The organism is Pseudomonas sp. PS01298 (genome assembly GCF_029959745.1).
GTDB classification, from domain to species: domain Bacteria; phylum Pseudomonadota; class Gammaproteobacteria; order Pseudomonadales; family Pseudomonadaceae; genus Aquipseudomonas; species Aquipseudomonas aylmerensis.
Genome location: NZ_JASCPP010000081.1, coordinates 1 through 13,456, shown reverse-complemented (window position 1 = coordinate 13,456; position 13,456 = coordinate 1). Strand labels below are relative to the sequence as shown.

The following is a 13,456-nucleotide window of genomic DNA, read 5'->3' as shown; positions in this document are numbered from 1 at the left end:
AAAACAGCCGGCCTCTCTGCCCGCCGCCTACCGGATCCCGTCATGTTACGAATCACCGAACTCAAGCTGCCCATCGACCATCCCGAAGAAGACCTGCGGCCTGCCATCGTGCAGCGCCTGGGCATCGCCAGTGATGACCTGCTCGATTTCACCCTGTTCAAGCGCAGCTACGACGCCCGCAAGAAGTCGTCGGAGCTGTGCTTCATCTACACCATCGACCTGAACGTGAAAGGCGAAGCCGCGCTGCTGCTCAAGTTCGCCGACGACCGCAACGTCAACCCCGCGCCGAACGTGAGCTATAAAGTCGTCGGCCAGGCGCCGGAAGGCTTGGTCGAGCGCCCAATCGTGGTCGGTTTCGGCCCGTGCGGGATCTTCGCCGGGCTGTTGCTCGCGCAGATGGGCTTCAAGCCGATCATCCTCGAACGCGGCAAGGAAGTGCGCCAGCGCACCAAGGACACCTGGGGCCTGTGGCGTAAAAGCGTGCTCAACCCCGAGTCCAACGTGCAATTCGGCGAGGGCGGCGCCGGGACCTTTTCCGACGGCAAGCTCTACAGCCAGATCAAGGACCCGAAATTCCACGGCCGCAAAGTCCTGCACGAGTTCGTCAAGGCCGGCGCGCCGGAAGAAATCCTCTACGTCAGCAAGCCGCACATCGGTACATTCCGCCTGACCGGCGTGGTGGAAAACATGCGCGAGCAGATCATCGCCCTCGGCGGTGAAGTGCGCTTCGAGCAGCGCGTCACCGACGTGCTGATCGAGGACGGCCAGCTGAACGGCGTGGTCATCGACGGTGGCGAGCAGATCCTTTCCAGGCACGTGATCCTGGCCTTGGGCCATAGCGCCCGCGACACCTTCCGCATGCTGCATGGCCGTGGCGTGTACATGGAAGCCAAGCCGTTCTCGGTGGGTTTCCGTATCGAACACCCGCAGTCGCTGATCGATGCCGCGCGCCTGGGCAAATACGCCGGGCACCCGAAACTCGGCGCCGCCGACTACAAACTGGTGCACCACGCCAAGAACGGTCGTTCGGTCTACAGCTTCTGCATGTGCCCGGGCGGCACCGTGGTGGCAGCAACCTCCGAGCCGAACCGCGTGGTCACCAACGGCATGAGCCAGTACTCGCGTAACGAGCGCAACGCCAACTCCGGCATCGTGGTCGGCATCACCCCTGAGGTGGACTATCCCGGTGGCCCGTTGGCCGGTATCGAGCTGCAGGAACGCCTGGAATCTCACGCCTACATCCTCGGCGGCAGCAACTACGAAGCACCGGCGCAGCTGGTAGGTGATTTCATTGCCGGCAAGCCGTCGACCGCCCTTGGCAGTGTGGAACCGTCCTACAAACCGGGCGTGGCCCTCGGTGACCTGGCCCTGGCCTTGCCGGACTTTGCCATCGAGGCGATCCGCGAAGCGTTGCCGGCGTTCGAGAAGCAGATCAAGGGTTACTCGCTGCACGATGCGGTGTTGACGGGTATCGAGACTCGCACCTCGTCGCCGCTGCGGATTACCCGTGATGAATCGATGCAGAGCCTCAACGTGAAAGGCTTGTTCCCGGCGGGTGAAGGCGCGGGCTATGCCGGCGGGATTCTGTCGGCCGGTGTTGACGGGATTCGGATTGCCGAGGCCTTGGCGCGGGATATGTTGGGCCTCGAAGCCTGACACATTCCCCTGTAGGAGCCCGGCTTGTCGATTCGGCGCAGCGCCTCGAATCGGCAAGCCTGGCTCCTGCAAGGTCAAATGTTGGCGCGCTGGATGCTGTCCGGCAACGCCTCGCCGCGCTCCACGCTGGCCGCCACGGCCGCGATCAAACCGTCCAGGGCATAGCCCTGCCCCGCCAGCCACGCCTGATCGTAATAGGTGGTTGCATACCGCTCGCCGCCATCGCACAAAATCGCCACGATCGACCCCGACTCCCCCGCAGCCTTCATCTGCTGCGCCGCCACCAGCGCGCCAATCAGGTTGGTCCCGCTGGAACCCCCGACCCGCCGCCCCAACCGCTCGGCAAGGTAATGCATGGCCGCCAGTGACAGCGCATCCGGGACCTTGACCATCGCATCAATGACCTTGGGCAAAAACGATGCCTCGACGCGTGGCCGGCCAATGCCTTCGATGCGCGAACCGCAGTCCAGGCGCAGGCTGGCGTCGCCGCTCTGGTAGAAATCGAAAAACACCGAGCGCTCGGCATCCGCACACAACACGCGGGTGCAGTGCTGGCGGTAGCGCACATACCGTCCGAGGGTGGCGGTGGTGCCGCCAGTGCCAGGGCTGGAGATCAACCAGCTTGGCTCAGGATGCTGCTCGAAGCGCATCTGCTGGAAAATCGACTCGGCGATGTTGTTGTTCGCGCGCCAATCGGTGGCGCGTTCGGCGTAAGTGAACTGGTCCATGAAGTGCCCGCCGCTTTCCTGCGCCAGGCGCTCGGATTCGGCGTAGATCTGCGTCGGATCCTGGACCAGATGGCTCTTGCCGCCATAAAAGGCAATCTGCGCGATCTTTTCCTGGGAGGTGGTGGCCGGCATCACCGCAATGAACGGCAAGCCGAGCAGGCGTGCGAAGTAGGCCTCGGAGATCGCCGTCGAACCGCTGGACGCCTCGATCACCGGCGCGCCGGGCTTGAGCCAGCCATTGCACAGTGCGTACAGGAACAGCGAACGCGCGAGGCGATGTTTCAGGCTGCCGGTGGGGTGGCTGGACTCATCCTTGAAGTACAACTCGATACCCGGCAAGCCTGGCAGCGGCAAGGGAATCAGGTGCGTGTCGGCGCTGCGCTGGAAGTCTGCTTCAATGATACGAATGGCTTCGCGGGCCCAAGGACGGTGGTCGCTCATGGCGGGGTTCTCTAAGGGTTTCAGCCCTAACTTTAAGGGTTTTCCTACACTGCACACAGATACAGTGAAGACTCAATTGGACACACAATTGCTAGGCTCAGGCGCAATGCCGCCCGAGCCTGTCCCTTATAACAAATAAGAATATAACTTTTGTTTTAACAACTAACGGTACGGGTTAGGGTACCCACCTAATTGAACCTCATTGGAGAGCATCCCTTGCCTCTGCGTAGCACTTTCACGCGTTTCTTCCAGCTGGAAGCCGCCAGCGGTCTGTTATTGATCGCCGCTGCGGCCCTGGCCCTGATTATCAACAATTCGCCCTTGTCACACCTGTACGCGGCGTTTCTCGACGTGCCGGTGGTGGCGCAGATCGGCGCGCTGAAAATCGCCAAGCCAGCCCTGTTGTGGATCAACGATGGCCTGATGGCCTTGTTCTTCCTGCTGATCGGCCTGGAGGTCAAGCGCGAGCTGCTTGATGGTCACCTGTCCAAGCCATCGCAAGTGGTACTGCCCGGTGCAGCCGCCATCGGCGGCATGGTCGTGCCAGCGCTGATCTACTGGGCGATCAACAAGGACTACCCCGCCGCACTCTCCGGCTGGGCGATTCCGATGGCCACCGACATCGCCTTTGCCCTGGGCGTGCTGGCGCTGCTGGGCAAACGCGTGCCAGTGTCGTTGAAGCTGTTCCTGATGACCCTGGCGATCATTGATGACCTGGGCGCGATCATTGTCATTGCCGTGTTCTACTCTGCCGACCTATCGGGTGCCGCCCTGGCAGGTGCGGGCGCCTGCCTGATCGCCTTGATCGCGATGAACCGCCTGGGCGTGATCAAGCTCGGGCCGTACCTGATCATTGGCCTGATCCTGTGGGTCTGCGTACTCAAGAGCGGTGTACACGCGACCCTGGCCGGCGTGACCCTGGCGTTCTGCATCCCGATGCGCACCAAGAACGCCGAAGCCTCGCCACTGATGACCCTGGAGCACGCCCTGCACCCGTGGGTGGCCTACGGCATCCTGCCGCTGTTCGCCTTCGCCAATGCGGGTGTTTCGCTGACCGGCGTCAGCCTCGAAAGCTTCACCCACCACGTGCCGATGGGCATCGCCGCCGGCCTGTTGATCGGTAAAACCGTCGGGGTGTTCGGCCTCACCTGGCTGGCCATCAAGACCGGCCTCGCCGCCCTGCCCAGCGGCGCAAATTGGGGCCAGGTGTTCGGCGTGGCAATCCTGTGCGGCATCGGCTTCACCATGAGCCTGTTCGTCGGTTCCCTGGCGTTTGTACCGGGGGCCAGCGAGTTCGCCGGCGAGGACCGCATGGGGATTCTGACCGGGTCGATCCTGGCGGCATGCATCGGCTACGCGGTAACGGCGATGGCGAGCCGCAAGAAAGCCTGAGCTGACTGAACCCTCACCCATGAAAAAACCCCAACCGGTTACCCGGTTGGGGTTTTCCTTTGCCTGCCGATTACCGCTTAGCGGGTAACGCGGCTGGTGCCATCAACGGTCATGATGCGCACGCGGTCGCCGATGCGGAAGATTTCATTCTCCTGCACGGCCTGCACGTAGGCGCGCATGCTGCCATCGTCTTCACGAACGGTGATTTCCACACCTTGGGTGCGGGTCAGGCCTTCTTCGGTAGCCGAGCCCAGCAGGCCACCGGCAACGGCGCCGATCACGGCAGTCACGATGCTGCCACGGCCGCCACCGATGGCGCTGCCGCCAACGCCGCCGATGACTGCGCCAGCAGCGCCGCCGATTGGGGTCTTGGTACCTTCGATTTTCACCGGACGCAGGGATTCGATGGTGCCCATGCGCACGGTCTGCACACGACGTGCTTCGTCACGGGAGTACGAGTCGCCGGTCAGACTCGAGGCGCAGCCACCCAACAGCAACGACAGGGTGGTAAAGCAGGCAACCAGTAAAACGGACTTACGCATAGCATCAACTCCAAAGGACAGGTATTCATTAGACGCTGCGGCTTGGCGCCTGTCACGGCAAGCCCCGCAGAAAATTGCTTTCATTCAGCCTGAGTACAGACAGCCAGTAACAGAAAACTCGACGAACGGTAGCTTGGCCTTTGTGCCAAGAGATGTATCGACTGTTCCATCATTGTAGCCGCGCAGCCGCACGCAACCCAAACCTCCTGATATAGAGACGTGAGCGCGGCGGACAACATTCAGGCGAAGTGACGAAAGGTGAGGTTCAGGGCGCGAGGCGCTCGCGGACCCAGTTGGCCCCTTGCAGGCGGTAGTTCAGGCGATCATGCAGGCGGCTCGCGCGGCCTTGCCAGAACTCGATGCGCTCGGGCAGCAGGCGGTAACCGCCCCAATGCTCGGGACAGTCGGGCTGGCTGTCACTGAAGCGCTGCTCGGTGGCCTTGAGCAGGTCCTGCAGTTCTTCGCGATCACGGATGACCCGGCTCTGCGGAGACGCCCAGGCTCCCAGGCGGCTGCCCAATGGGCGCACCTGGTAGTAAGCGTCCGATTCCTCAGGCGTGACCTTGACCACCCGCCCTTCGATGCGCACCTGGCGCTCGAGGGTCGGCCAGAAAAAGGTCATGGCCGCGAAGGGCCGCGCCGCGAGCTGTTCGCCCTTGGCGCTCTGATAGTTAGTGAAGAAGGTAAAGCCCTGCGCATCCAGGCCCTTGAGCAACAGGATGCGGCAATGTGGGCGACCGTCCTGGTCAACCGTGGCCAACGTCATGGCATTGGCCTCCACCGGCGGTTGCTCGGTTTTCACCGCATCGCCAAACCACTGGTGGAACAACGCAAACGGTTCGCTCGGGGCCTGGGCCTCGCTCAAACCGTCCCGTGTGTAGTCACGGCGCATATCGGCCAGTGCCTGGGTCATGCAGCTTTATCCTTCTGGTTCAACGGATCAGTTTTTCGCCTGGTCGTTCGCGGCCGGAGTAGCGGCCTTGGCCTTGGCTGGCGCCGGCTTCTTGGCAGCGGGCTTGGCCGGGGCCTTTTTGGCGGCGGGCTTGGCAGCGGCTTTCTTGGCGACAGGCGCTTTTTTCGCCGCAGCCTTGACGGCCGGAGCCGGTGCTGGAACATCCTGCACGGCGACCATCTCAGCCACAGGCGGCGTTTTGCCCGACTGGTATTTGCTCAGCAAGGCCAACATCGTTGTACGCTGAGTGAACATGATTTCCATGCGACGGTTCAGCGCACGCCCCTGGGTGCTGTCGTTGGCGGCACGCGGCATAAGGTCGCCCATGCCACGCAGCATCAGGCGGTCCTGCTTGAGGCCACTGAGGCTGAAGATCGAGGCGATCGATTGCGCACGTTCCTTGGTCAACGCCTGGCTGGCCGGAGCAGTGCCGGTGGCATCCACATGGCCGAGTACCAGTACGGCGGTTTTCGGATCCGCTTCAACTGCCTTGGCGACGCGCGTGAACGGGCCCAGGGTGACCGGCAGCAACATGGCCGGGCGCTTAGGGTTGTAGGAGCCGTCTACCGGGGCGATCACCACCAGTACATTGTCACGACGCTCCAGTTGCAGGTTGCTGTCCTTGATGGCGGCGCGCAGGCGTGGCTCATAGTCGTCCAGCCAGGCCTGGGTGATTTTCGGGTCAGGCATCGGCACGTTGGTCACGTCGACCTTGGCCAATGGCTTGGGTTTGCTTTCGAACGGCCACCACCAGTGGGTCTCGGTGTCGGTCTTGGCAACGGTCGGTGCAGGTTCTGCAGCCTTAAGATCGGCTTTCAGGTCAGCCTTGGCATCAGCGGCTTTCTCATCGGCGCTCTTGGAAGAGAACGGCCACCAGCTGGAACCGGTGTCAGCCTTGGCAACCGGCGCAGGTGCAGCGGCTGGCGCCGGGGCAGCAGCGGCGGCTACCGGTGCGGCAGGCTTGGCGCCGGCAGCAGGCTTGGCATCCGGCTTGGCGTCGGTTTGGGCGACTGCATCCTTGGTAGCGGCTTTATCCGATCCAAATGACCACCAATGCCCGCCTTCGGCATCATTTTGTGGAGTTTGTGCGCAACCGGTAATGGTGAGGCAAAGCGCCAGTGCCAAGGACTTGTTCGATAACATGAGATATCCACAAAATGAGAAAAGAAACGGGGGTCTGGATGACCCGTTAAACAGACGCTTACAGAACATTAAAGTTACAACATTTCGTTCAGCGTCTTTCTTATAGTTGCCTTTGTAACAAAAAAACGTGAAACAGCAAGGGGTTTACAGACAACCGGCCAATATTCCGACCAACTTCTGTGCCCGTGGGTCCATTAGTACGTAAGGCCCCAGTGTATTAGTCACGAAACCGAACGCTACATCATGTTCCGGATCGGCAAAACCCACCGAACCACCGGCGCCAGGGTGCCCGAAAGCACGCGGGCCAAGGCCGAAGGTGGCATTGGGCAGCTGCGGTTGATCCAACATACAACCCAGGCCAAAACGGGTTTGTGTCAATAATGTTTTATCCGGCCCGATACTGTGTTCGCGGGTCAATTGTTCGAGCATGTCGGCTTCGAGCAAACTACCGTCCAACAAACCGCTATAGAAACCCGCCAGGCTGCGCGCATTACCGTGGCCATTTGCCGCCGGCTGCTGCATGCGTCGCCATTCCGGTTTATTAGTACTGGTCAGAATAGACGGTGGGTTGGCAAATGCCCGCGTAGTCATGGCGGTCGGTTCCCGCATCATTACTTGCAATAAGCGTTGTGCGGCTTCATCACCCATATTGCCTTTGCTGCGCGCTATATGGGCGACGCGATAAAACTCTTCATCGGCCAGGCCGACATGAAAGTCCAGTCCCAGCGGCCGCGCCACCCGGGCCACGATGGACTCACCTGGCCCACGCCCGTCGGCGCGGCGCAGCAGTTCACCCACCAGCCAACCATAGGTGATCGCCTCGTAGCCGTGGCCTTGGCCTGGGGTCCACCACGGCGCTTCGGCCGCCAGGGTGTCGACCATTAGTTGCCAGTCGTACAGGGCTTCGGTGGGCAGCATCTCGCGGATCGCCGGCAGGCCCGCCTGGTGGCAGAGCAGTTGGCGCAGGGTGATGGCTTCCTTGCCAGCAGCGGCAAATTCCGGCCAGTAGTTGGCGACGGGCGCATCCAGTTGCAGTTTGCCTTCGGCGACCAATTGCAGGGCCGTGACGGCGGTGAAGGTCTTGGTGCAGGAGAACAGGTTGACGATAGTGTCGCTGTGCCAGGCCTCGGCTCCATCCTTGTCGGCGGTACCGGCCCACAGGTCGACGACGGTTTCGCCGCCGATCTGGATGCACAGCCCGGCACCACGCTCCTGCGGGTCATCGAACAAGGCGGCGAACGCTTCACGTACCGCTTCAAACTGGAGTTCGTAATGACCCTGAATCTGCACCTGAGCGCCCTCGAAAAACACCGTTAAAAGTGGCCGACATTGTTCCAGCCCTTGTGGCTTTTGTGAACCCGTCAGCCCTCAATCAATGCCCATTTCCAGAGTGCCCGCCCGCATGCCCGGCGCCCTGCCCCGCGCCTTTGCCTTCATGCCCACCGCGCCCGCCTTCGCTCTCACGCACGGCGTTGGCGGCCTTGGCTTTTTCCGCTTCCTTGCCCAGTTGGTCGATCGCCGCGAGGTTGCTTTTGCGCACACTGTCGACGAAGCCCTGGAACGGTACATCGGTGATGCCGACCAGGCCGAAGTGACCGTTTTCACCGTCCAGCAAGCGACCGGTCACCGGTTGGTCCAGGTACTGGAACCAGTGCACACCGACAATCGATGGCTCAGCCATGGCCTGCTTGAGGAAGGTGCTATACGCCGCGCCGCGATCTTCTTCGCGGGCCAATTGCGTCACGCCACCCCAGAACGGGCCGCGGTCGGCCGAGCCGAAGTTGAATTCGGTGATCAGCACCGGCTTGTCCAGGGCACGCAGGGCGGCAAAGTCATAACCGTCCTGGGGCTTGAGGGTATACATGTTGAAGCTCAGCACGTCGCAATACTGCGCGCAGGACGCCACGGCCTCCGGCGTGCTCACCGCAAAACGGCCGCCCAGCAACAGCTGGTTGGGCGCGTGCCACTTCAGCGAATCGGAGATGGTCTTGAAGTAGGCATCGGCGAAGGTTTTCTGGAAGTACTTGAAGTCAGCTTCGATTTCCGGGTGCTCGGGGCTCGGCATCGGCGGTTCGAAGCCCGGGTCTTCCATCAGCTCCCAGCCCGCCAGGTGGATGCCCCAGGCTTTCGACAGGCCTTCTTCATTCCGGTACTTGTCGCGCAGTTGCTTGAGGAACGCGCGCTTGGCCGGTACGTCGGTGGTCATGCGCAGCGTGCCGTAGGCCAGGGCGTAGCGCGATTTCGGGTCATCACCGGGGCCTGCCCAGGCCAGTTCGTTGTCGGCAAAGAAGCCGATCAGCCAAGGGTCATCGCGGTGGTCACGGGCCGCGATGGCCACGGCGCGCTCGGTGGCCATGGCGAAACGCGGGTCGAACGGGTCAGGCATGCCGCCCCACCAGTCAGTACCGGTGCTGATGCTGGCGTAATCGCCGACGATCGACAGTGGCAAGGTATACGGCACGCGGTCGGCAGTGGCCAGGTCCGGCTCGCTCCAGTTGCCCACGGTATTGAAACCCCAGGCTTGCAGGCGGTCGAGGGTGTGGCTGACCCAGCGTTTCTGGTCGAAACCATCGGTGTCATAGGTGCGCTGCAGGTTCGCGCCATAGAAGTCGTACCAGCGCCCGACGTTGAAGCCGCGGCCCTGATCGGCGCCGTTGCCGCCACGGTTGTCGCCACGGCCGTAGTACTTGTCGAAGGGCTCGCCGGCCTTGGGCAGCGCGGCAAACATCCATTCACGCCCGGCCACGTAGGTCTGGTTGTTGTCCGCCGCCACGGTATTCACGCCCAAGGAGTAGAACGGGTGGCCTTCCGGCGTCACCAGGTACCAGCGACCGTCGCGTTTCTCGGTGCGGAAGAAGCCGCTGGCGTCGAACGCCGGGCCTTTGTTCCAGCCGCCATACTGGTCCAGCGAGGATTTATCCCGCTCGGCCAGCCAGCCCTTGAGCTGTTGCTGCTCCTTGGCGGCGGCCGCCTTGAGTTGCTCGTCGCTGCTGACTTTTTCCGGCCAACGCGCACGGGTGGACTGGCCATAGGCATCGACGAGTTCGCTGTACGCTGCTTTCAACACCGGCTCGCTGTCCTGCACGCCGAAGCGCTCCAGCAGGATGCTCTGCGCGGCGACAGGCTTGATCATCGACAGGGTCACCGAGACCACCTGGCTACGGTCGATTGCCCCAGCGCTGGCGGCGAGCAGCACGCGCTGGCCGTCCACGGTGATCGGCATCGGCGGGCCGGCCTTCATGCCCTGGCTCAGCGGGGAATTGGCTTGCAGCGGCACCAGCAGGGTCTGCACCGGGCCGGCCGGCAGGTCGATGCGGCTGACCAATGTCTTGCCGTCGGCGCTCTGCACCTTGACGTAGAGCGTCAGCGCCCAGTCCATCGCGCTCTGGATGCGCAGGCTCATGGCGCCGGACTGTGACCAGTCCCACACACCGGTCTGCGGGCTGAGCACCAGGCTCGGCTCGGCAGCCGGGTTGAAGGTGATGCGGCGCAGCACCTCGCCTTCGGGGGTTTGTTCGGCATTGTATTGCGGCAGGCTGGCGTCCTGGGTCGCCACCTTGACCACATCGGCAGGCCGGACGAAGTTGAACAATGTCTGTTGCCCGGCAGGCGCGGCCATCAAGGGCGCGGCGAACAGCAGGGCAAAAAGGGCGGGCAGCGTGCGAATCATACGAACAAGGTTCTCCCAAACGGCCGATGAATGGCCTGATGACGTAAAGCGTTGGCAGTCAGATAGACCACGAAGTGGGCGAATTCGCCCACAGTGGCTTAAGAAATTTCGCGCCTGAACGGCGGCAAGGCATTCAGGATAGCCTTGCCATAGCGCTGGGTAACCAGGCGGCGGTCAAGCAAGGTGATGGTGCCCCGGTCTTCTTCGGTGCGCAGCAAGCGACCGCAGGCCTGCACCAGTTTCAGGGACGCATCCGGCACCGAGATTTCCATGAACGGGTTACCGCCGCGCGCCTCGATCCATTCGGCCAATGCCGCCTCGACCGGATCATCCGGCACCGAGAACGGGATCTTGGCGATCACCACGTGTTCGCAGTAGGCACCGGGCAAGTCCACGCCTTCGGCGAAGCTTGCCAGGCCGAACAGCACGCTGGAATCGCCGCCATCGACGCGCGCCTTGTGCTTGTTGAGGGTTTCCTGCTTGGACAGGTTGCCCTGGATAAACACCTGCTTGCGCCAGTCGCGGTCGAGGCCGTCGAACACGTCCTGCATCTGTTTGCGTGACGAAAACAGCACCAGCGTGCCGCGCGAGCCTTCCACCAGTTCCGGCAGGTCGCGGATGATCGCGGCAGTGTGCGCCGCCGCATCCCGAGGGTCGGCCTTGAGGTCGGGCACGCGCAACACGCCGGCGTCGGCGTGATGGAACGGGCTCGGCACCACGGCCGTGACGGCTTTTTTCGGCAGGCCGGCACGCATGCGGAAGCGGTCGAAAGTGCCCAGGGCGGTCAGCGTCGCCGACGTCACCAGGCAGCCGTAGGCCACGTTCCAGAGGTTGCGGCGCAGCATTTCGGCCGCGAGGATCGGGCTGGCGTTGACCTCGATGTCGAACAGCGCACCGCTTTCCGACAGGGTCAGCCAGCGGGCCATCGGCGGGTTGTCTTCCGGGTCTTCGACGGTAAACGCAGTCCACAACTCCCAGTTGCCCTGGGAGCGCGACAACAGGCTGCCGAACAGCGGGTACCACTCCTCGGCCTGGTTGCTGGCGATGCCGATGTTGACCTCGCCGTCCATGCCTTCCTTGAGCAGGTCGGTCAGGCGGGTAAACAGGTCGGTCAGGCGCGAGAAGCCTTTTTTCAGCTCGATGCCCATTTCGCGCATGTGCTCGGGGATCAGCCCGCCGACAAAACGGTGGCGTGGACGCTCGCGCCCCTCCACGTCTTCACCGGGCTTGAAGTCAGCGACCTGCTCGCAGGCGCTGAACATGAATTGCTGCTGGGTCTTGATCTCGCGCGCCAGCTCCGGCACTTGTTCGATCAACTTGCCGAGGTCGCCGGGCAGCGGGTGCTGGGCGAGCAGTTTGGTCAGGTTCTTGGCGGTGGTTTCCAACCAGTCGGCGGTGGAGCGCAGGCGCGTGTAATGGGCGAAGTGGCCGATGGCCTTATCCGGCAGGTGATGGCCTTCGTCGAATACGTAGAGCGTATCGCGCGGGTCCGGCAGCACGGCGCCGCCGCCCAGGGCCAGGTCGGCCAGGACCATGTCGTGGTTGGTGACGATCACGTCGACCTTGCCCATGCCTTCGCGGGCCTTATAGAAGGCGCATTGGCCGAAGTTGGGGCAATGGCGGTTGGTGCACTGGCTGTGGTCGGTGGTCAGGCGCGCCCAGTCGGAGTCTTCCAGGGCGGTGGGCCAGCTGTCGCGGTCGCCGTCCCATTTATTCCCGGCCAGTTTCTCGATCATGCTGGTGAACAGCTTCTGGCTGGCTTCATCGACTTCGATCTTGAAGCCTTCTTCTTCGAACAGCTGCGCCGTGGCGGTTTGCGCATGGCCTTCCTGCAGCAGCACATCGAGTTTGGACAGGCACATGTAGCGCCCACGGCCCTTGGCCAGGGCGAACGTAAAGTTCAGGCCGCTGTTGCGCATCAGGTCGGGCAGGTCTTTGTAGACGATCTGCTCCTGCAGGGCGACAGTCGCGGTGGCGATCACCAGGCGCTTGCCGGCGGCCTTGGCGGTGGGGATCGCGGCCAGGCTGTAGGCCACGGTCTTGCCGGTACCGGTGCCGGCTTCGACGGCCACGACGGCGGGCTCACCTTCGCGGCGGCCTTCATCGTCGACGTCGATATCCCCGAGGACCTTGGCCACTTCGGCGATCATCAGGCGTTGGCCGTAGCGCGGTTTCAAGCTCTTGGCTTCGAGAAAACGCGAATAGGCGCCCTGGATCGTGGTTTTGAGTTCAGTGCTGATCATGGATAGTCGGGCGCAAAAAACGCTGGATAAATTTTCAGTGGTTCGGATCGGCCGCTATCATACCCCGCTAATTAATCCCGCGCAGAACGGAGTACCACAATGACCGCGTTTAGCCTCGCTTACACCCTGCATGTATTGGCCGCCCTGGTATGGGTCGGCGGTATGTTTTTCGCCTGGATGATCCTGCGCCCCGCCGCCGTGGCGGCACTTGAGGGCCCCGCACGGCTCAAGTTATGGGCAAATGTGTTTCAACGTTTTTTCGTGTGGGTGTGGGTGGCGGTGCTGGTTTTGCCGATCAGCGGCATCGGCCTGTTGCAACTGCGCTTCAGTGGCTTTGAAACCGCGCCGCGCTACGTGCAGGTGATGATGGGGTTGTACCTGGTGATGACGGCGCTGTTTATCCGTATCCAGGCGTTGAAATTCCCGGAATTGCGCAAGGCAGTGGCGGCTGAAGACTGGCCGGCAGGCGCGGCCGCGCTGGGGCAGATCCGCAAATTGGTCGGGATCAACTTGATCGTGGGGCTGGTAGTGGTGGCAATCGCGTCGGCCCGGCCGATGTTCTGAGGCCGGCCAAGCCCCCTGTGGCGAGCGGGCTTGTCCCGCGTTGGGCTGCGAAGCGGCCCCTCCAGGAGTCGGTGCGTTGTTTCAGGCAAACCGAGGTGTTTGGGTCTGGGGCCGCTGCGCAGCCC

10 protein-coding genes are annotated in these 13,456 nt (G+C 62.7%); 3 read left to right on the top strand and 7 right to left on the bottom strand.

All coding sequences use genetic code 11. The features are described 5' to 3' along the window. The first annotated feature begins 42 nt into the window (after positions 1-42). Positions 43-1,656 carry an NAD(P)/FAD-dependent oxidoreductase gene (locus QMX97_RS23235; protein WP_282397686.1) on the top strand — a complete coding sequence of 538 codons (1,614 nt, stop codon included), beginning with the start codon at positions 43-45 and terminating at the stop codon, positions 1,654-1,656. 74 nt (positions 1,657-1,730) lie between these two features. Here QMX97_RS23235 and QMX97_RS23230 read toward each other — a convergent pair whose 3' ends face one another. Further along, complete coding sequence (locus QMX97_RS23230; protein ID WP_282397685.1) at positions 1,731-2,825, bottom strand: PLP-dependent cysteine synthase family protein; 1,095 nt, start codon at positions 2,823-2,825, stop codon at positions 1,731-1,733. A 216-nt stretch (positions 2,826-3,041) separates the two neighbouring features. Between QMX97_RS23230 and nhaA the strand changes: the two genes are divergently transcribed. Continuing rightward, on the top strand, positions 3,042-4,217 hold the full coding sequence (nhaA, locus tag QMX97_RS23225; RefSeq protein ID WP_065902978.1) for a Na+/H+ antiporter NhaA: 1,176 nt from the start codon (positions 3,042-3,044) through the stop codon (positions 4,215-4,217). A 77-nt stretch (positions 4,218-4,294) separates the two neighbouring features. On the opposite strand, the gene QMX97_RS23220 is transcribed toward nhaA, so the two are convergent. From QMX97_RS23220 to dinG, 6 genes are all read right to left on the bottom strand, one after another. Beyond that, on the bottom strand, positions 4,295-4,759 hold the full coding sequence (locus tag QMX97_RS23220; RefSeq protein WP_003189251.1) for a glycine zipper 2TM domain-containing protein: 465 nt from the start codon (positions 4,757-4,759) through the stop codon (positions 4,295-4,297). Between the two features lie 265 nt (positions 4,760-5,024). Beyond that, positions 5,025-5,672 carry a pyridoxamine 5'-phosphate oxidase gene (gene pdxH, locus QMX97_RS23215; protein ID WP_282397684.1) on the bottom strand — a complete coding sequence of 216 codons (648 nt, stop codon included), beginning with the start codon at positions 5,670-5,672 and terminating at the stop codon, positions 5,025-5,027. A gap of 27 nt (positions 5,673-5,699) precedes the next feature. Beyond that, positions 5,700-6,854 carry an OmpA family protein gene (locus QMX97_RS23210; protein WP_282397683.1) on the bottom strand — a complete coding sequence of 385 codons (1,155 nt, stop codon included), beginning with the start codon at positions 6,852-6,854 and terminating at the stop codon, positions 5,700-5,702. Positions 6,855-6,998: 144 nt separating this feature from the next. Next, entirely contained in the window at positions 6,999-8,144 is a 1,146-nt protein-coding gene (locus QMX97_RS23205) for a serine hydrolase domain-containing protein (protein ID WP_106805713.1), read from the bottom strand. An 82-nt stretch (positions 8,145-8,226) separates the two neighbouring features. Beyond that, a complete protein-coding gene (locus QMX97_RS23200) occupies positions 8,227-10,524 on the bottom strand; it encodes a beta-galactosidase (RefSeq protein ID WP_106804934.1) in 2,298 nt (765 codons plus the stop codon). A gap of 98 nt (positions 10,525-10,622) precedes the next feature. Beyond that, entirely contained in the window at positions 10,623-12,767 is a 2,145-nt protein-coding gene (gene dinG / locus QMX97_RS23195; RefSeq protein ID WP_065902986.1) for an ATP-dependent DNA helicase DinG, read from the bottom strand. A 99-nt stretch (positions 12,768-12,866) separates the two neighbouring features. Between dinG and QMX97_RS23190 the strand changes: the two genes are divergently transcribed. After that, positions 12,867-13,331 carry a CopD family protein gene (locus tag QMX97_RS23190; protein ID WP_106804935.1) on the top strand — a complete coding sequence of 155 codons (465 nt, stop codon included), beginning with the start codon at positions 12,867-12,869 and terminating at the stop codon, positions 13,329-13,331. Positions 13,332-13,456 lie beyond the last annotated feature (125 nt).

What these genes read in the sequence shown, in the direction of transcription:
- QMX97_RS23220 (WP_003189251.1), bottom strand. Translation starts at nt 4,759, where the DNA reads ATGCGTAAGTCCGTTTTACTGGTTGCCTGCTTTACCACCCTGTCGTTG.
- QMX97_RS23210 (WP_282397683.1), bottom strand. Translation starts at nt 6,854, where the DNA reads ATGTTATCGAACAAGTCCTTGGCACTGGCGCTTTGCCTCACCATTACC.
- QMX97_RS23235 (WP_282397686.1), top strand. Translation starts at nt 43, where the DNA reads ATGTTACGAATCACCGAACTCAAGCTGCCCATCGACCATCCCGAAGAA.
- QMX97_RS23200 (WP_106804934.1), bottom strand. Translation starts at nt 10,524, where the DNA reads ATGATTCGCACGCTGCCCGCCCTTTTTGCCCTGCTGTTCGCCGCGCCC.
- QMX97_RS23190 (WP_106804935.1), top strand. Translation starts at nt 12,867, where the DNA reads ATGACCGCGTTTAGCCTCGCTTACACCCTGCATGTATTGGCCGCCCTG.
- pdxH (WP_282397684.1), bottom strand. Translation starts at nt 5,672, where the DNA reads ATGACCCAGGCACTGGCCGATATGCGCCGTGACTACACACGGGACGGT.
- dinG (WP_065902986.1), bottom strand. Translation starts at nt 12,767, where the DNA reads ATGATCAGCACTGAACTCAAAACCACGATCCAGGGCGCCTATTCGCGT.
- QMX97_RS23230 (WP_282397685.1), bottom strand. Translation starts at nt 2,825, where the DNA reads ATGAGCGACCACCGTCCTTGGGCCCGCGAAGCCATTCGTATCATTGAA.